Origin of the sequence: Streptomyces noursei ATCC 11455 (genome assembly GCF_001704275.1) — a bacterium.
In the GTDB taxonomy this organism is placed as follows: domain Bacteria; phylum Actinomycetota; class Actinomycetes; order Streptomycetales; family Streptomycetaceae; genus Streptomyces; species Streptomyces noursei.
On the sequence record NZ_CP011533.1, the window covers coordinates 2,121,492 to 2,139,711 of the forward strand.

Below are 18,220 nucleotides of genomic sequence, written 5' to 3' on the forward strand. Positions count from 1 at the left end.
AGACCAACAGCGGTTCGGCGGTTCCGCCCGGGTAGGGGGAAGACACCAGTCCGACATCGGCAGGCCGTGGGGGGTGCCGATCATATCCAGCCACCCACTGAAGGGTAGAGGTTGCCCCGGCAGGCAACGACCGCTAGGGCCTGTCGTCAGAGCCGCGCCACCTCGGCCGTCTCGGCCCGGGCCAGCCGCACCTCCTCGATGGCCTGGAGGTGCCCGCCGTCCGCCGCACAGCGCCCGGCCCGCTCCAGCAGCCGCCGGGCCTCCTGCGGCGCCGCGCCGCGCCGGACGCGGGCCAGCGCCGTCAGGGCGAACGCCAGCGCCGTGCCGCCGAACGGCTCCGCCAGTTCGACCGAGGCCAGCGCCAGGCGTTGGGCGTCCGCCCGTTCACCGCGCAGCAGATGCAGTTCCGCCAGGTTGGCCCGTTCGAAGGCGGTCGCCGTGGGGCGGCCGGCCTGTTCGGCCAGGGCCAGCGCGCGGCGCCCGTACACCAGCGCCTCCCCGTGCCGTCCCGCACGGCGCTCGGTCTCCCGCAGCACGGACAGCACGGTGGCCAGCAGCGCCCGGTCGCCGGACGCCTCGGCCGGTGCCAGCGCCGCCGTCGCCGGGCCGGCCGCCTCGCCGGCGAGGCCGGACAGGCCCAGGCAGACGGTCTGCTGGGCCAGCGCACGGGCCAACAGCACCGGATGGTCGGCCCCCCGCGCGGCCCCGGCGCAGTCCTCCGCCGCCCGCGCGGCCGCCAGGCCCTCCGCGTACCGGCCGCAGTAGGACAGCACCGCCGAACGCGCCATGTGGTGCGCGGCCCGGATGTCGTCGGGGGTGTCGGGGCCGGGCGGATGGGCGTCCAGCACCGCCAGCGCCGCGTCGCCGCGACCGCGGCCGCGGCCGAGCACCTCCGCCAGCCGGGCGGCGGCCAGGGTGCAGGCGTCGCGCAACCCCTGGCGTTCGTAACCGTGCAGGGCCTCGCGCGCCACGGTGAGGGCCTCCGCGTACCGCCCCGAACGGTCCAGGTGCAGCGCCCAGTCCAGCCGTACCCGTGCCGCGTCCGCCTCCGACCGCGCCGCGCCGCCGTGCGGTCCGCGGTGGTCGGCCAGTGCGCGCCGCAGATCGGCGCGGTGGCGCGCCAGGCGTTCCCGGGCCGGTTCGGCCCAGGGGGCGTGGCAGTCCTCGGGCAGCAGGTCCCCGATCAACTCCTCCAGGGCGCGGGCGAGTTCGGGACGTCCACCACCGTCGAGGGCCCGTCGGGCGAGGGTCTCGGCCTCGTGGACGTCCACGCGTACCGTGTCCGGTACCAGTCGCAGCAGTTCGCCGTCGGCGGTCAGATACGCCGAGGTGCCGCGCGGCGGCAGTTCGGGTTCCAGCGCGTGCCGGGCGGTGTGCAGCGCCACCCGCAGACTGCCGAGTGCGGCGCGGAGTTCGGCGTGCGGCCAGCACACCGCCATGATCTGCTCGCGGTGCAGCGCGTGATCCGGGGCGAGGGCGAGCAGCTTGACCAGGGTCCGGGCGCCGGGCCGGGACCAGCGCGCCACGAGCGGCGCGCCGCCCTCGCGCGCCAGCCGGAACCCGCCGAGCAGGCGAATGCGCAGCAGTGGGGGATTCATGAGCCGGACACTCTAACCCGCGGTGAACTCCTCTGCCGTATACGGGAGTTACACCCGCGTTACTGGCCGGATCTGGTCCCTGGTCAGGGCACGTCGTCCGGGGTGCACCCGCGGGAACGCGTCAATGTCGTCGAGTCCGCCCGGTGGCCGGGTGACGTGCGTTGACGATGCGACGGGGGGTGCTGAGGATGGGCCCGTGCACAGCGCCCGGCCGGCGACGTCTCCCCCACCGACCCCGTCCCGAGGAGGAAGCGTGAAGCGCTCCTACGCCCTTGCGGTGTCCGTTCTCGTCCTGTTGTCCGGTACGGCCGTGGCGGCCAACGCGGCCGGCACGCCGCGCGGCGGCCCCGCCACCGCGCCCGCACGGCACCACCTGTCGGCCGACGCGGCCTGGTGCGCGCAGCAGGGCGGCACGGCGGAGACCCGCGTGCCCTACTACACCAGCACCGGCAACAAGATCACCCCGCTGGGCGGTGAGCGCGAGATGTGCCTCTTCACCGCCGGCGACGGCAGCAAGATCATGATCGGCGCGGACACCCTGGCCGCGGACAAGCCGACCCTGGCCGCGCTCGCCTACGTCCGCAAGCCCGGCGGCCCGAGCAGCCCCGGCAACCCCTCCATCGCCTACTGCCAGGGCATCAACGGCACCGCCATGTTCGGCAACCGGCCCACCGACGGCGGCGGTTGGGGCCCCAGGAACGAGACCGACCCCTCGAAGGCGACCTCCGCCTGCATGTTCGCCGACGGCTCGGTGATCGACGCCTGGGGGCTGAAGTACCACCAGGGCGGCGTCATCCGCGGCGCCGACCTGACGAAGAAGTTCCGCGCCGCCATTCCGGGGGCGTGACGGCGGGCGGCGCTGCCGGGTCGGGCGGTGTCCGGTGCGGCGGGAGCACGTGCCGGACACCACCCGGCGGACGGGACCGTGCGGGCAGGGCCCTGGGGCCTGTCCGATTGGTCATGGCCGGGTCCGACCCTGACCCATCGGGCAGGGCCCTGGAGACTCCACGACACCGTGCCGTCCGCGGAGACCAGAACGGCGAGGACGACGAGGTCGGCGACGCCGAGGGCGATACCGGACCCAGCCGACCGACCCGCATCACCCCCGGCCGCCAATCGACCAGGATTCCGATTCCGGCATCAAGAAATTCCCCTCGCCAATCCCTGTCCCCCCTCCTCTTTCCGCAATCGAAAACAGAACGCGGAACGGTCGCCCGCCCGCACCGGACGACACCCGACGGGCGGCGGACCGGAGAACGACAGGCGGCGGCGAGCAGGGGCGAGAGGCGGGCGGGCAGGGGCGGACCGAGGGCGGCTCACCAGGTCACCACAGACCATCACCTTTAGGACATACGTTCACGATGTAACTTGAACGTGAAGGCTCGCGATTCGTACCGTATGGAACGCGATCAGGAGGCATGGCATCGAGTTCATGCCCGCACAGGGGGAGCATCGCCCATGACGAGGAAGACGACCGCGGGGTTCGCCGTCACGGACACGGCGCCGGCGCAGGCACCGCCCGACCGCCACTAGGGTCCGTCCGACCCTGACCCGGAGGACAGACGCCCGGCCACGTCCGGCAAGTCCCGCCTGCCGGGCCGCACTCCACGCCCGACCGGCACCGCCCACGCCCAACAGGCCCCTTCCCTGGGCGACTTCGGCGCCGCCGCCCTCCGCGCCCGAGTGCGCCGCGTGACGCGTGACGTCCGGCGGTGCCGAGCGGAACCGCCCGGCACCGCCGAGCCGTGCGTCCCTTCGGTCTGGCCAGCCGGCCCCACCCCCGCAGTCACAGTCATTGGAGGCACAGTGCGACACGGTCGCATATCCGTCTGCACAGGTCCGGCCGTCCTCGCCCTCGCTCTCGGACTGTGGGGCCTCACCCGCGAGCACAGCATGTGGCGTGACGAGGCGGCGACATGGCAGGCGGCGCATCGGTCGCTGGCTGAGATAGCGCACATGGTCGGCCAGGCCGACGTCGTCCACGGCCTCTACTACGCGGTGATGCACGCGGTGTTCGCCCTCTTCGGTGACAGCCTGGTCACCCTGCGGCTGCCCTCGGTGCTCGCCACCGCCACCGCGTGCGGCCTGACCGCACTGGTCGGCGCCCGGCTCGCCGGACGCTGGGCCGGGATGGCGGCCGGCTGTGCGCTGGCGCTCGTCCCGGCGGTTCAGGAGCACGCCCAGGAGGGGCGGTCCTATGCCTTCGTCCTCGCCTTCGTGATGCTCGCGACCTGGCTGCTGGTGGGGGCCCTCGCGCGGCCGACCGGTCGGCGGTGGGCCTGGTACGCGGGGGCCGTGCTGGTGGCCGCGTGGCTCAACTGGTTCTCACTGTTCGCACTCGCCGCGCATGCCGTCACCCTGGTGTGCGTCCACGCCGACCGCGCCCGCCGGGTCGGGTGGGGGCTCGCCGCCTCCGGGGCCGTCGTCGGATCCCTGCCGGTGATCCTGACCAGTCGCAGCCAGGTCTCACTGGTCTCCTGGATCAAGCCGCTCGGCTGGTCGACCGTGCTCGGTGTGCTGATCACCGTGACGATCGCGGCCCTCTGCGCGCTCCTGCCACGGGCGCGCCGCCCCGAGCGCACGCAAGCGGGAGAGCCGCACGGACGGGTGACCCTCGCGGCCGTCGCGCTGCCGCTCTGCGCGGTGCCGCAACTCGGCCTGGCGTTGGTCTCCGTGGTCAAGCCGCTCTACGTCACCCGCTATGTGCTCTTCGCGTACGCAGGTCTCGCGCTCTGCACAGGCGTCCTCGTGGTCACGCTCGCCACGCGCCTGCGGACCCACGCCCGCATACTGCTGCCCGCCACCGTGGCCGTCGCCCTCGTGGCGCTGCTGCCGATCGAGGTCCGGCTGCGCACCATGGAGAGCCGCGTCGACGACGTGCTCACCGCGGCGGCCACCGTCGACCACGTCCGCAGCACCGCCGACGGCGTGCTGTTCCTGCCCGCCGCGCGCCGCGACACCGCCCTCGTCTCGCCCCGGGCGTTCGCGGGTCTGCGGGATCTGGCGCTGGCCCGGGGGCCGGTGGAGTCCGGCACGCTGAAGGGCATAGAGGCCGGGCCGCGGGACATAGAGCGGGCCATGCTGAGCGCCCGACACATCGTGCTCGTCACCGATCCCGGTCCGACCCGGGCCTCCTCCGCTGCCGACCGCACCAAGCGGCGCGTCCTGGACACCTACTTCGTGCGCCGCTCGGACAGCGTCCAGCGGGGCCGCAGGGTGAGCGTCTACGAGCGACGGGTGCCGGACCGTCCCCACTCCCCGAGCGCGACTGGGCCGAAGGGGTGACGATGGAGGTGTCCAGACCTGATCCTGCTGTTCCAGAGAGAGGCAGGCGGCATGACTTCCCCCTCCGAATCCTCGGGCAACAGCCCGCCGCGTGAGCCGCAGGCCGAGGGCACCTCCCCGATGGGCGAGGCGCTGGGCACCCTCGCGAACCGCAGCTGGCAAGCCCTGTTCACCATCGGCCTGGCATCGGTCGCCCTGGGTGTGGCCGTGCTGGCCTGGCCGGGCAAGACGCTGCACGTCGTCGGCGTGATCTTCGGTATCTTCCTGCTGGTCAGCGGTGTTTTCCAGCTGGCGGCGGCCTTCGGCGCACACGTTCCCGGCCATCTGCGGGCGCTGCACTTCATCACGGGTGCACTCGGCGTTCTGCTGGGGCTCGTCTGCTTCCGGGGCACCCTGCAGTCGATACTGCTGCTGGCCCTCTGGATCGGCTTCGGCTGGTTGTTGCGCGGCATCATGATGACGGCGGCCGCGGGGTCCACTCCCAACATGCCCGCACGCGGGTGGCAGATGTTCCTGGGAATCATCACTCTCCTCGCCGGCATCGTCCTGATCGTCTCGCCGTTCCCCTCGATCGCCGTGCTCACCATGGTGGCGGGAATCGCGGCCATCGTGCTGGGCGTGGTCGAGGTGGCCCATGCCATCCAACTGCGCGTCGCGGCCGGCCGACTCACCAAAGGCACCACCACCAAGCACCACCGGTCCCCGTTCCACTTCCGCCCCCACCCACAGCACTGACCCGGACGGCGCTACGGACCGATCGCGTAGCGCCGTCCACCAGCCACCGGCCGGCGACTCCCGCCGCCCGGTGGCTCGCACTCCTGGTCACGACCACCTACCGGGGTCGTGGCACTCACCCGCACCCCGGACAAGGTCCCCGATCCGGGCGTCCGGGTCCGGGCCGCCGACTTCGACGACCGGGAGTCGTTGACCCGCGCGTTCGACGGTGCCGAGCGGGCGCTCGTCATCAGTACGGACGCGGCATCAGCGGCGAGGGGCACATCGAGTACGTCGGGTACCTCGGATACATCGGGTACCTCGGATACGTCGGATACGTCGGATACGTCGCCAGGGAGGACTGTGCCGCGGTGGGCGCGGCCCTGCTCGCCGAGGGCGGGCACACGGGCGACTACCTCGACGTCACCGGCCGGTCGCACGTGCCGTACGTCGCGATCATCGGGGGGGGGGGAGATAAAGACAGTCGCCGCCGGGGCGGGCGGCTGGACGCACCGACGTGCGAAGGACAGTGCGCCCCAGCCTCATCCCGACCCGTCCTGACCGGACCGGGCGTGATCCCGACGCTAGAGTGCCGCGCGGTCTGCCGCGAGGCGAGCTGCCCCGTTCTCCGTACGGGACGCTCCATGGGGCACGGGGACAAGCCGAGCGCACCACGCCTGCGCCCGCGCCCGCGCCGAGCCCGAAGGGAAAAGGCCCCCTCCTCGTATGAGGAAGGGGCCTTTCATGGAGCGCCCGGCCGGCCTTGCACCTGCATCTCCCACCGGTTGGTGGACGTCTTTCCTTGGACCACGGACGCATGACTCCCACCCGCTGCCCGCGGGGCGAAGTTGCGTCATGATCATATCGGATCCGCGATGCCGCTGCGAACCGCGCCGGAGTCCCGGCCGTCGCCCGAGGCGAGCTCGACGCGATCAGCGGCGTCATGCCGTGGTCGGCGGTGACATGCGGGGTCAGCGATGACCTGCCGTGGTCACCAGCGGCCTGCCACGGCCGGCGGTGGCAACTACGCCTACCCGCGCGCCTCTCCGCCCCGCGCCGCGACCAGTACCGCGCCGGCCACGGCCAGGAGGGCGACCGCGAGGCCGAAGGCGGTGGCCGCCGCCGGCAGGCCGATGGCGTCACTGAGGTAGCCGTCGGCGACCGGGAGGGTGCCGGCGAGGAGGTAACCCCCGGCGTTCAGGGCCGCGTTGGCCTCCGCGCGGCGGGCGGCCGGGACCTCGCGGCTGAGCAGCGTGAGCCCGCCCAACTGGCCGGCGCCCTGGCCCGCACCGGCCAGCACCACCGCGGCGACCAGGGGGACGAGCGTGGCGGTGTGGATGGCGGTGACCAGCGCCAGGGTGCCGGCGACGGTGGCCGCGCCGGAAGTCAGCAGGACGGTGCGGACGGCCATCCGCCGCAGCGCGAACTGCACGCCGGTGGCGGACAGGAACATCGCCAGCGCCATCCCGCCCGCCAGCGCCCGGTTCGCGGTGCCGAGCAGACCGGCCAGCAGCGAGGGCCCGAGCGACAGTACGAAGGACGTGGCGCTGATGCCCGGCGCGAACGCGGCCAGCCCGAGGGCGAGATGACGCCGGTTGGCCCGCGGCACGACCGGCAGCCGTACCCAGGAACCGGGCGCGGCGGCGCCGGCCCCACGGTCCCGCCGGGGCAACGGCATCCTGACCACCGCCACCAACGCCGTCACCAGCAGGACGGCTTCCACGGCGAAGACGGTCACGGTCGGTGCGGGCGCGGTCTCCGACAGCACCCCGGCCAGTACGGGGCCGATTCCGGCACCCAGGACCATTCCGGTGGACGCCAACAGCGGCCCGATCCTCCGCCCGGCCGCGACGTCCGTCACCGCAGCCATGCCGGCCGACACCGCGACGCCCGTGGCCACGCCGGTCAGCAGACGGGCAACGACCAGGGCCGCCACCGAGGGCGCGGTGGCGTAGACGAGGCAGGCGACAAGGCCCAGGAGCAGCGCCGGCACCAGGACCGGCTTGCGCCCGATACGGTCCGAGGCCACTCCCGCCACCGGCAACGCGCCCAGCAACCCGACCACATAGGCCGCGAAGATCAACGTCAACGTGCCCGAAGTGAAGCCGAGTTGGCGTTGCCAGACCGCGTACAGCGGCATCGCCGCGTTCGACAGGACGAAGACGGCGACCACCGGCCACGCGGCGAACCAGATCTCCCTGGTCGGGGGCACCGACGGCGCCGACGACACCGCCGACTCCGCACGGGTAGCCGCCGGGCGTGGCGTACGAGTTCCGGGCATGGGCGCCGTACGGGTTTCAGGCATGGGTGTCCCCTCCTCATCCAGCCAGTACGAGATGATTCGTACAAGCGGTACGAGAAGATTCGTACAGGGATCTGCAGTACGATGCAAGTCGTACTGCAGATGACGGGTACGGGTGAGGCCGCCGCACGGGAGGGACGCAGACATGGGCACCGACACCGACACCGACGCGGGAACGCGCACAGGCACGCGCACAGGAACAGGCGCAGGCGCAGACCTCGCCGCACTCCAGCGGCCCATACCGGCCGACGCGCCCGAGCCGCTGCCGGAGCCGGAACGGGACGCCCTGCGGCTGGAGGTCGTCATGGGCGCACTGAGCGATCCACTGCGGATGCGGATCGTGCGCACCCTGCTGCTGGAGTCGGAGGACTTCGACCACACCTGCGGCTGGTTCGGCCTGGACCGCCCCAAGTCCTCGCTCACCCATCACTTCCGGGCCCTGCGGGAGGCCGGGCTGATCCGTCAGCGGCAGTACGGACTGGAGCGGCGCAGCCACGTCCGGATCGAGGACCTGGAGGCCCGTTTCCCCGGCCTGCTGACCCTGGTCGCCAACTGGCAGGAATAGCAACGGACTCGACACCGCCCACCGCAAGCCAGCGCCCCCTGCGCCGTTCCGGGTGAGCGGCGGCCGCCGACCCGCCACCGTCGGCGATCAGGACCACGTCCGGAGCCATGATCTCCATCAGCTCCTGCAAACGCCCGGTGCGCAAGGCGGCCAGGAACCGTTCCAGGACGGTCTGTCGCTCCGAGCGGCTCACCCGCACACGGGGGCGCCGGGCCGCCACATGCTCCCGCGACCGCCGCGCGATCTGGCGCACCGCGGCCGCGGACTTCCCCACGACCTCGGCGATCTCGCCGTAGGACATCGCGAAGACCTCGCGGAGCACGAACACCGCCCGCTCCGCCGGCCCGAGCGTTTCCAACACGGTCAGCATCGCGATGGAGACGGGGGCGAGTCGCAGGGGGACCGAGCCGGCCGAGCAGGCTCGCGTACATCGCGTCGGTCACGGTCGGCGGGGTGCTCGTCATGGCCCCGGCGAACTCCAACACGTCCCGCTCCAGCGGCGTGAACACCTCGGACTCGCGCCACCGCGGGACCTGGCTCGCCTTGGTCAGGTCCAACTTCGCGTTCCGTGCCTGGAAATAGCCGACATCCAGGCACCAGCCGCAGCCGACCAGCGCCGCGACGGCCATGTGCGCGAACGACTTCAGGCTCGCGTCGGCCGCACCCCAGGCACCCGCCTTGCCACCGAACTCCAGATCGCCCTGCGCCCCCGCGGTCTTCAGCGGCACCGGACGCCGGTAGTCAGTGTTACCGTGTACCGGTACTCGGCACTACCGAGTAGCTGAAGGGGGTGCCCCATGGGCAAGCAGTTGACGGAGATGCTCAAGGGGACGCTGGAGGGCATCGTCCTGGCGACCCTGTCCGACCGACCCGCGTACGGCTACGAGATCACGGCGTGGCTGCGGGATCAGGGCTTCTCCGGCATCGCCGAGGGCACCGTCTACGCCCTGCTGGTCAGGATCGAGCGGCGCGGATTCGTCGACGTGGAGAAGGTCCCCTCAGAGAAAGGACCGCCGCGCAAGGTGTACTCCCTCAACGCTCAAGGGCGGGAATCTCTCGAAGAGTTCTGGGGGACCTGGAGCTTCCTCGCAGAACGACTCGATCAACTTCGCGGAGCAGGCAGCGGAAACGGCTGGCCGACGCCATCGCGCGCGCCGCCGGCGAGGACACCGGCAGCGGAAGAAGACCAGCCGGCCTGACAGCGACACAGCACATCAGATCGAACACCGCACGTATCGAACACTGGAGATTCATGATGGGAAAAGGCACCGACGGCTTCTCCGAAGCGGGGCTGCGCAGAATGCGCGAAGTGCTTGCAGGGCATGTCGATTCCGGGAGGATTCCCGGGCTGGTCGCCCTCGTCGGTCGGTGCGAGGAAACACACGTCGAAGCGCTCGGGACGATGCGCCACGACGGTGGCGCGGCGATGCGCCGGGACACCATCTTCCGCATGGCCTCGACGACCAAGCCGGTCGCGGTCGCCGCCACGATGGTCCTGCTGGACGAGTGCCGGCTGCGACTGGACGACCCGATAGACCAGTGGCTGCCCGAGCTCGCCGACCGGCGGGTGCTCAAGCGGGCCGACGGCCCACTGGACGACACCGTACCGGCGCGGCGCCCGATCACCGTACGGGACCTGCTCGGCTCCACGTGCGGGCTCGGGCTGGACATGACGGCGCGGACCTCGCCGATGATGGGCGCATTCTTCGAGCAGGGGGTTTACGGCCAGGAGGACGGATGGCTGTTGCCGGCACCGGAGCCGGATGAGTGGATGCGGCGCCTGGGCACGCTGCCGCTGATGTACCAGCCCGGAGAGCGGTGGCTGTACAACGTCAGCGACGACGTGCTCGGGGTGCTCGTCGCCAGGGTCACCGGCCAGTCGTTCGAGACGTTCCTGCGCGAACGCATCTTCAGTCCGCTGGGGATGAAGGACACCGGTTTCCATGTGCCCGCAGACAAGATCCACCGGCTGCCGCCCCTGTACGCCCCCGATCCGCAGACCGGAGAGTTCACCGTGGAGGACGAGGCCGAAGGGGGACACCACAGCAAGCCTCCGGCGTTCCAGTCCGGCGGCGGCGGACTGGACTCCACCGTCGACGACTACCACGCCTACTTCCGGATGCTGCTCAACCACGGGATGCACGGGACCCAACGGATCCTGTCCCGACCCGCCGTGGAGCTGATGACCACCAACCGCCTCCCGTCCGAGCAGCTGGCCGCCCGAGAAGCCTTGGCCCGCAACCTCGTCCATCTGTCATACGGCCTGGGGCAGCACGGCGGTTGGGGCTTCGGGATGACGGTGCGCACCTACCGTGGTGACTTCGCACCCATCGGCCAGTTCGGCTGGGACGGCGGGGCCGGCACCACGACCTACGCCGATCCGCACAACCGACTCGTCGGCATCCTGCTCACCCAGACCGGGATGTCCACTCCGGATTCGGCTCGCGCCATCCACGACTTCTGGACCACGCTCTACCAGGCGATCGACGACTGACCAGCCTGCCTGGTCGAGGTAGATGCGGCAACAGACCTCGACCAGGCTCCGGCCGTCGACAATGGTCCGTCGGACCAGGGGGTGGACAGGGCCTGGAGCAAGCGGCTCGTCGTCTGTTTGGATACCCACCGGACGGCAATACGGAGGGGTGACGCAGACATGGTGTCCACAGAGAGCCTGCTGGCATTCGCGGCGATGTCGCTGCTGGTGATCGTGATTCCGGGGCCGAGCGTGCTGTTCGTGATCGGCCGGGCCCTCGCACACGGCCGGCGCACGGCGCTCGCGACGGTCCTCGGCAACCTCCTCGGCTCCTACGTCCTGGTCATCGCCGTGGCATGGGGCCTCGGCGCACTGGTGGAGACCTCGGCTGCCGTCTTCACGGGCGTGAAACTGGCCGGTGCCGCGTACCTCGTCTACCTGGGCGTGCAGGCGTTCCGACACCGCAAGGACATGCGCGCGGCGGACATGGCGGCGCCGACGGGCGAGCGGCGCGGCGATCTGCGCACGGTACTGGACGGTGCTCTCGTGGGCGCCACCAACCCCAAGGGCATCGTCTTCTTCGCGGCGGTGCTCCCGCAGTTCGTGAACCACTCGGCCGGCCAAGTCCCGCTCCAGATGATGGAGTTGGGGCTGATCCCGGTCGCCATCGGCCTGATCACGGACACCCTGTGGGGGTTGGGCGCCTCGGCGGCCCGCTCCTGGTTCGCCCGCTCGGACCGCCGTCTGTCGAAGGTCGGCGGGGCGGGCGGCCTGGCGATGATCGGCCTGGGCGTGACGGTGGCGGCGACGGGCCGCGCCGACTAGGCGGCGGTGGAGCCACCGGAGCCGACTCCACCCCACAGCCTGGCGGGCGTTTACCCATGGGCGCTGATCACGCCGCCGGCGCTGAGCACGATGTACACGCCGTTGGCGTCGAGCCCGACGTCGTGCTGCTTCGTCTCCAACGTGGCGTCCACCGAGCCCTCATGGCCGATGATCTGCGCGCGGTACCGCAACTCGCCGACCTTGGTCACCTTGGCCGTCCACCCGCCCGCGAGCTTGAAGGTGCCCGGTCCCCGGTGGCCACCGCCCATCCAGGAATGAACCTCGCCACCCATCGTGAGCACGACGAACATGTCATTGGCGTCGAGCCCGGCGTCGACCTCCTGATCCGTCGTCTCCAGCGTGGCCACCACCGAACCACGACTGATGATCTTGGCGCGGTAGTGCTGGGAACCGAGGTCGTAGATCTCGGCCTTGCTACCGTCCACCAGGCGCTCGGTACGCACCGGGGACGACGCCTTCGCCGTACCGGCGTGCGAACCGCCCGACTGCTTGACCGCAACTCCCGCCTTGGCGCCAGCATCGGCAGAGCTCTTGGCCTCGGCCTTGGCGTCGGAGCCCTGCGCGCCGGCGGTAGCACCCGCGCCGCTGGCCGCGACCGCACCCGTGCCCGCATGCCCCGCGGACTTCGTACCACCGGCGTCCGAGCCGGAGCAGGCGGTCAGGGTGAGGGCGGCGGCTGCGGTCAAGGCCGCGGCGGCAACGCGCAGAGTGCGACGACGCGCGGTGCGGACGGTGGTGCTGGAGCTCATTTCAAGTCCCCCAGGACAGTCGGTGTCGTATCTCCTCGGTACGCCAACCACCCTGGTCGAAACCGCTAGCGCAGGACTGCCACTCCGCTAACGCCTGGCTAACACCGGTGTGAGCAGCCGAAGAACGCCTGGAACGACGCCTGGCAGAACCCCGAGAACCACCCCGCGGCGACCGCAGACCGCGGCCCGAGACCGGTCGTCTCGGACCACGGCCCGAGACCGGTCCGGGCCGCCGGGACGAGTTCGGCCCGACGGAGGTGAGGATCACGATCGTCTGCGACAACCACTCTCCGCACCATCCGCCGCCACCTCACCTGCCGGCAGGATCACGCCCAGGACGGACGCCGACGAGAAGTCGCCGCCAGGGCCGACGCCGCTGCCTGATGCGACTCAGGTGGCAGAGGTACGACGACCGCCTCGACGGTCGGAGCTGCGGCCACCGGTCCCGGCAGCACCGCCCTTGGCTCCACCGGACCCCGCCCGTCGGCCGGTTCCGCGGGTGGCCTTGCCGGAGGCCGCGCCGGTCGTCGCACCGGGTGCGGACCGGCGGTCGGAGCTCCGGCCGCCCGCGCCGACAGCACCGCCCGTGGCCCGCCCGGATCCCGACCGGCGGGCAGAACCGCGCCCACCGGTCGCGGAGGAGCCGCCGGACGCCGTCGCCCCGGCCGCTGCCCGGCGGTCCGATCCCCGGCTCTCCGCCTTGGTGGCAGTGCCTGTCGCCGCACCTGTCGCCGCCTTGGCCTCGCCGCCGCTGCGGCGCCGGCGGCCGGATCGCCGACCGGACCTGGCACCGGTCTTCCGGTCCGGATCGGACGCCGTCGGCGTCGCCGGCTGGGGCACCTCGATGGTGACGGCCACGCCGGAAGGCTCGCGGGCGCCGGTGATGGTGGCCAGTTCCGCGTCGCCCGACTTGATGCGGGCCGTCCTGGGCCGGATACCCGCGTCCGACATGAGCCGGGTCATGTCCCGCTTCTGCTCGGGCAGGACCAGCGTGACCACGCTGCCGGAACCGCCGGCGCGGGCCGTGCGACCGCCCCGGTGCAGGTAGTCCTTGTGGTCGGTCGGGGGGTCGACGTTCACGACCAGGTCGAGGTCGTCGACGTGTATGCCACGGGCCGCGACGTTCGTCGCCACCAGCGCGGTGACCTGGCCGTTCTTGAACTGCTCCAGGGTGCGGTTCCGCTGCGGCTGGGAGCGGCCTCCGTGCAGTGCGGCAGCGCGGACACCGACGGCCAGGAGCCGCTTGGCAAGCCGGTCGGCGGACCGCTTGGTGTCGAGGAAGAGGATGACCCGGCCGTCACGGGCCGCGATGCGCGTGGTGACGGCCTTCTTGTCGGTCTCGTCCTGGACGTGGAGCACATGGTGCTCCATGGTGGTCACCGCCCCCGCGGACGGGTCCACGGAGTGCACCACGGGGTCGGTCAGGAACCGCTGCACCAGGCGGTCGATGTTGCGGTCCAGGGTGGCCGAGAAGAGCATGCGCTGTCCGTCGGGCCGAACCTGCTGGATCAGCTTGGTGATCTGCGGCAGGAAGCCCATGTCGGTCATCTGGTCGGCTTCGTCCAGCACCGTGATGCGTACGTCGCCGAGCTCGCAGTCCCCGCGTTCCACGAGGTCGTTGAGCCTGCCGGGCGTCGCCACGAGCACTTCGGCGCCGCGCCGCAGCACCCCTGCCTGCTTGGTGACGGACAGCCCGCCGACCACGGTGGCCAGCCGGAGGTTCACGGCCGTCGCGTAGGGGGTCAGCGCGTCCGTCACCTGCTGGGCGAGTTCACGGGTGGGCACCAGCACGAGGGCGAGGGGTGCCTTGGGCTCCGCACGCAGTCCGGCCGTGCGGCCCAGCAGCGCCAGCCCGAACGCGAGGGTCTTGCCGGAGCCGGTGCGTCCCCGTCCCAACAGGTCGCGGCCGGCGAGCGAGTTGGGCAGGGTGGCGGCCTGGATGGGGAACGGGGTCGTCACGCCTTGCGCGGCGAGGGTCTTCAGCAGCCCCGCAGGCATGTCCAGACCGGCGAAGTCCTCGACGGCGGGCAAAGCGGGTGTGGTGCTTTCCGGCAGCCGGAAATCACGCGGTGACGACGCGGACTGTGGGGACGAAGAGGCACGCCGGTTCGACTTCTGGGGCCTGCGGGACATGCAGTGATCTGCCTTCCTGGAAACAGCACAAACCGAGGTCCGCACCATGACGGTGCGGACCCCGGTGAGCGGATACGCGTCCTGGCAATCAGGCGGGGATGATGTTCTCCGCCTGCGGGCCCTTCTGGCCCTGCGTGACGTCGAAGGAGACCCGCTGGCCTTCCTGGAGCTCACGGAAGCCCTGGGCCTGAATGTTCGAGTAGTGCGCGAAGACGTCGGGGCCGCCGCCGTCCTGCGCGATGAAGCCGAAACCCTTTTCGGCGTTGAACCACTTCACGATTCCCTGTGCCATGACCTTCTCCTTCTGTAGGCAGAGGCCCCATCCGGAGATGCCGGAAAACAATCATGCGCCTGAAGGAGAAGCATTCCCGTCAGGCGCACATAGGTTCATGGGTACCACAACTGCAACTCGAAGACCTTAGCACAGCTCGGCGGCCCGCGTCCGGACCACCAAGGCGCACACCGGAACGGGGCCCTCGGGGCCTTTCGATGATCGCGACGTGCGCCCGCCCTCCGCCTTCACGCAGTCCGACGCAACACCACCTCCCCCGAGCCGCCGACCCCGCCCACACAGTCGAAATTTCGCGCACGGGTGCGACAAAACTGCTGGTGAAACGACATGCGGACGCTTCATGGATCACGGTTGAGTCTCAGGACTCGCGGGTCTGCCCGTCGAACTTCTCCGCTCGGGCAGCGACGTGGAGTGAGTGACTCCGCACCGTGCGGAGTCACCCGAGGGGTGATCCATGAAGGCATTGACTGCTGTGCACCGCCTCGGCGTGCCGGCAGGGCAGTTGCCGTGCGTCTGCCGTCGACCGCCGCATCCCGGCCCCCGTACGAGACGGGTGCCGGGAGGGAGCAGCAGCGAGAGCGTCACAGGCCGCCGACGCCGACGCCTTCGTTGCCGTTGCGGCCGAGGCCGCCGACACCGACATCGGCGCAGGCATCGACGCCACCGACGCCGACACCGACGTCCGGGCTGCCGACGCCGCCGACACCGACGCCGCCGTCGCGGCTGTGGCAACCGCCGTGGCCGCCGTGGCCGCCACCGTGGTCACCGCCGTGGTCGCCGCGCTGCGCCTGCTGGGTGACGGCCGCGGGGGCCTGGGAATGGTCGGGTGCGGCGCTGGCTATACCGGCGCTCAGGAAACCGGTGACGGCGGTAGCGGCAAGAGCCGTGGTGATCGAGCGGAACATGATCAGATCCTTTCGCTTTCCCCCTCTTGTCCCGCTCATCCTCACCGCGGTCGGACGGTTCTGCCGGTCGGTGCGGGCCATCGCAGTGACGGAGCGCAGACACAGCACCGATGAGGCGCGGTGGCGGACGGCCACGACGACGCCCTGAACCCCGGCCGCGGGCGGGACTCGTCCGCTGTCAGCGCCTTGCTTCCGGCCGGGTGCTGGAGGCGGCCGCAACGGCCGTGGTCAGAGGGTCGCGGGCCGGGCGACCGAGAAGGTCGGTGAGGTCGGGAGTGGTGCCGTCCAGGAAGCCGTGCCGGATGCCGGTGGCGATCGAGGCGAGCATGGGCGGTTGGAACGGCAGGAGCCCCGGCGTCTCCTCGAGGAGTCTGCGCCGGTACTCGCCCAGGCCGATGGTGCGGTGCGGGACCCCCAGCCGGTCGGCCACCTGACCCGCCGTGATCGGTGTGCCGACGAGGTCGTGGACGCGGCCGCGGTGTCCGGCGGGATCGGCCGCGACGATCGCCGCGGCCTCGGCGAGGTCCTCCCGCGCGACCGCCGCCAGCGCGCCGTCCCCGAAGGCGGACTCCACACCGTCGTCGGCCCACATCAGCAAGCCGCCGAAGAGTTCGGCATACAGGCCGTTGCGGAGGATCGTCCACGGCAGTCCGCTCGCCCGGACGAGGCGTTCGGTGACCCGGTGCGCCGGCGCGAAACCGAGGTGGTCGCCGGCCGTGGTCAAGCTGGTGTAGACGACGTGGCCGACGCCGTCGCGGACGGCGGCGTCCAGCACCGCCGCGTGCCGTCCCACGACCCGGTCGTCCTCGGCGTATCCGGCGGAGATCAGCACCAGGGTCGACACCCCGGCGAGATCGAGGCTCGTGTGGTCGTCGAAGTCCAGGCGCCGCATCCCCTCGTCCGGCGTGCGGCTGCCGCCCGTCGCGGCGACGCCGCGGGCACGCAGCGCCGCCAGGGTGGCCGAGCCGAGGCTCCCGTTCGCTCCTGTCACCAACATCATGTCAATCGCAGTCTTCCGTCGTGGTTCTCATCGGTAACTACGCTTGATCCTCGATCGGACACCCACCGGCCACAAGGAGGCAGTTTGATGTCACCCACGCACACCGGGGTAACCGCCCCCGCCGACCTCGACCCCTGCGGACGCGAGGACCACCCCGACTGCGGGATCCGCGACGTCCTGGACCGCATCGGCGACAAATGGTCGGTGCTGGTGATCGTCGAGCTCGCGGGCGGGCCGCGTCGGTTCCGCGCACTCCAACGCGCCATCGACGGCATCTCCCAGCGCATGCTCACCCTCACCGTCCGCAGACTCGAACGCGACGGCCTCGTGCTGCGCACCGTGTACCCGACCGTCCCGGCCCAGGTCGACTACCGCCTCACCGAGACCGGAGCCGGCCTGACCCACCTGGTCAAGGCACTCGCCGACTGGTCGCTGGCGCACCGCGCCGCCATCGCCGAAGCACGGCACGCCTACGACCTCACGCACCCCGACCACGACATCCGCTGACGGGAACCGCGGTCACCGCACGCCGGTCACCGATGCCTGCGCGGTGCTCCGTACCAGCGCCAGTCCTTCCGGCGAGGACGGGCGGGGGTTTCGAGGCGACCGGTGGCCCACAGGAGCGTGGCCGAGGCGCCGTCCGCGAGGGGCACGTCGGGGAAGAGCCGGGTGAGGGCGCGCCTGCTCAGGTCCTCCGGCGGGGACCCGTCGCGCTGGAGCCCCCGAGCGATGTCATGGGTGTGGACGAGGGTTTCGACGACGCCCATGGCAGCGAACCCTTCCGGGTCGGAGGCGCCGAAGACGTGCGGGGCCAGCACGGTGGGATCGGTACCGTCCACGACGGTCGCGAGCAGCCCCCCGCATGCCTCGACGACGGTCAGCAGGCCCTCCGGCCCCGCCGTCCCGTCGCCGAAGATGACGTTGGCGGGCCCCTGGGGGCGATCGGTGGAGGTGCGCAGAGGTACGCGCGGCACGCCGCTCGGGTGCGCGAGACCGAAGCGCAGCGCATAGGTGAGCAGGTCGTCCGCGAGATGTTCCAGGGTCTCCCAGCACGTCCACTCCAGTTGGCCGGCGGCCGCGTGCCATTGGGGGGCGGGGGCACCGGAGAGGGTGGCGACACAGTGCGCGACGGCGGCGCGCACATGCTCGCCGCGCACCAGGATCTGCGTCTGCGGGTCTGCGGAATGCGTCATCCCGGCAGGCTACTGGCGGCCGTCCCAGCGGTGGCCCAAGCGGGTCTCCAGGCAGAGACTTGAAGTGAACACCCACACATCCCACGCCCCAGCGACAATTCCGCGTACCGCTCTTCGCGGCGCAAGGAACGGGGCTGTGGAGGTATCGGTCGGTCGGGCCTTCGC

General features: G+C 71.6%; 16 protein-coding genes and 2 pseudogenes. 8 read left to right on the forward strand and 10 right to left on the reverse strand.

The annotated features are described in order from the left end of the window. Positions 1-146: 146 nt before the first annotated feature. Positions 147-1,598, reverse strand: a complete 1,452-nt coding sequence (locus SNOUR_RS09005) for an AfsR/SARP family transcriptional regulator (protein ID WP_067345382.1) — start codon at positions 1,596-1,598, stop codon at positions 147-149. Positions 1,599-1,851: 253 nt separating this feature from the next. On the opposite strand from SNOUR_RS09005, the gene SNOUR_RS09010 reads away from it, so the two are divergent. The 3 genes from SNOUR_RS09010 (at position 1,852) to SNOUR_RS09020 (ending at position 5,618) form a co-directional block, all read left to right on the forward strand. Beyond that, a complete protein-coding gene (locus SNOUR_RS09010) occupies positions 1,852-2,445 on the forward strand; it encodes a hypothetical protein (protein WP_067345385.1) in 594 nt (197 codons plus the stop codon). Between the two features lie 959 nt (positions 2,446-3,404). Then, a complete protein-coding gene (locus tag SNOUR_RS09015) occupies positions 3,405-4,883 on the forward strand; it encodes a glycosyltransferase family 39 protein (RefSeq protein WP_067345388.1) in 1,479 nt (492 codons plus the stop codon). A 51-nt stretch (positions 4,884-4,934) separates the two neighbouring features. Beyond that, on the forward strand, positions 4,935-5,618 hold the full coding sequence (locus SNOUR_RS09020; RefSeq protein WP_067345391.1) for an HdeD family acid-resistance protein: 684 nt from the start codon (positions 4,935-4,937) through the stop codon (positions 5,616-5,618). Positions 5,619-6,627: 1,009 nt separating this feature from the next. Here the strand turns inward: SNOUR_RS09020 and SNOUR_RS09025 are convergent. After that, complete coding sequence (locus SNOUR_RS09025; RefSeq protein WP_067345393.1) at positions 6,628-7,878, reverse strand: MFS transporter; 1,251 nt, start codon at positions 7,876-7,878, stop codon at positions 6,628-6,630. Positions 7,879-8,044: 166 nt separating this feature from the next. On the opposite strand from SNOUR_RS09025, the gene SNOUR_RS48190 reads away from it, so the two are divergent. Then, entirely contained in the window at positions 8,045-8,464 is a 420-nt protein-coding gene (locus SNOUR_RS48190) for an ArsR/SmtB family transcription factor (RefSeq protein ID WP_079142395.1), read from the forward strand. A gap of 55 nt (positions 8,465-8,519) precedes the next feature. Here SNOUR_RS48190 and SNOUR_RS48195 read toward each other — a convergent pair. Continuing rightward, a pseudogene (locus tag SNOUR_RS48195) lies at positions 8,520-8,846 on the reverse strand (sigma factor-like helix-turn-helix DNA-binding protein); the annotation flags it as partial. Between the two features lie 10 nt (positions 8,847-8,856). Further along, a pseudogene (locus SNOUR_RS42725) lies at positions 8,857-9,156 on the reverse strand (carboxymuconolactone decarboxylase family protein); the annotation flags it as partial. A 105-nt stretch (positions 9,157-9,261) separates the two neighbouring features. On the opposite strand from SNOUR_RS42725, the gene SNOUR_RS09040 reads away from it, so the two are divergent. The 3 genes from SNOUR_RS09040 (at position 9,262) to SNOUR_RS09050 (ending at position 11,762) form a co-directional block, all read left to right on the forward strand. Next, a complete protein-coding gene (locus tag SNOUR_RS09040; RefSeq protein WP_079142397.1) occupies positions 9,262-9,663 on the forward strand; it encodes a PadR family transcriptional regulator in 402 nt (133 codons plus the stop codon). 56 nt (positions 9,664-9,719) lie between these two features. Beyond that, entirely contained in the window at positions 9,720-10,958 is a 1,239-nt protein-coding gene (locus tag SNOUR_RS09045; protein WP_099055669.1) for a serine hydrolase domain-containing protein, read from the forward strand. Between the two features lie 159 nt (positions 10,959-11,117). Next, positions 11,118-11,762, forward strand: a complete 645-nt coding sequence (locus SNOUR_RS09050; protein WP_067345401.1) for a LysE family translocator — start codon at positions 11,118-11,120, stop codon at positions 11,760-11,762. Between the two features lie 50 nt (positions 11,763-11,812). On the opposite strand, the gene SNOUR_RS09055 is transcribed toward SNOUR_RS09050, so the two are convergent. The 5 genes from SNOUR_RS09055 to SNOUR_RS09075 form a co-directional block, all read right to left on the reverse strand. Beyond that, positions 11,813-12,532 carry a hypothetical protein gene (locus SNOUR_RS09055; RefSeq protein WP_067345404.1) on the reverse strand — a complete coding sequence of 240 codons (720 nt, stop codon included), beginning with the start codon at positions 12,530-12,532 and terminating at the stop codon, positions 11,813-11,815. A gap of 390 nt (positions 12,533-12,922) precedes the next feature. Further along, entirely contained in the window at positions 12,923-14,665 is a 1,743-nt protein-coding gene (locus tag SNOUR_RS09060; RefSeq protein ID WP_067345407.1) for a DEAD/DEAH box helicase, read from the reverse strand. An 88-nt stretch (positions 14,666-14,753) separates the two neighbouring features. After that, on the reverse strand, positions 14,754-14,957 hold the full coding sequence (locus tag SNOUR_RS09065; RefSeq protein WP_067345410.1) for a cold-shock protein: 204 nt from the start codon (positions 14,955-14,957) through the stop codon (positions 14,754-14,756). Positions 14,958-15,538: 581 nt separating this feature from the next. Beyond that, entirely contained in the window at positions 15,539-15,943 is a 405-nt protein-coding gene (locus SNOUR_RS46105) for a hypothetical protein (protein ID WP_159425830.1), read from the reverse strand. 97 nt (positions 15,944-16,040) lie between these two features. Then, a complete protein-coding gene (locus tag SNOUR_RS09075) occupies positions 16,041-16,862 on the reverse strand; it encodes an NAD(P)H-binding protein (RefSeq protein ID WP_067345415.1) in 822 nt (273 codons plus the stop codon). An 87-nt stretch (positions 16,863-16,949) separates the two neighbouring features. Between SNOUR_RS09075 and SNOUR_RS09080 the strand changes: the two genes are divergently transcribed. After that, entirely contained in the window at positions 16,950-17,369 is a 420-nt protein-coding gene (locus tag SNOUR_RS09080) for a winged helix-turn-helix transcriptional regulator (RefSeq protein ID WP_067345418.1), read from the forward strand. Between the two features lie 26 nt (positions 17,370-17,395). Here SNOUR_RS09080 and SNOUR_RS09085 read toward each other — a convergent pair whose 3' ends face one another. Beyond that, a complete protein-coding gene (locus SNOUR_RS09085) occupies positions 17,396-18,055 on the reverse strand; it encodes a DinB family protein (RefSeq protein WP_067345421.1) in 660 nt (219 codons plus the stop codon). Positions 18,056-18,220: the final 165 nt, after the last annotated feature.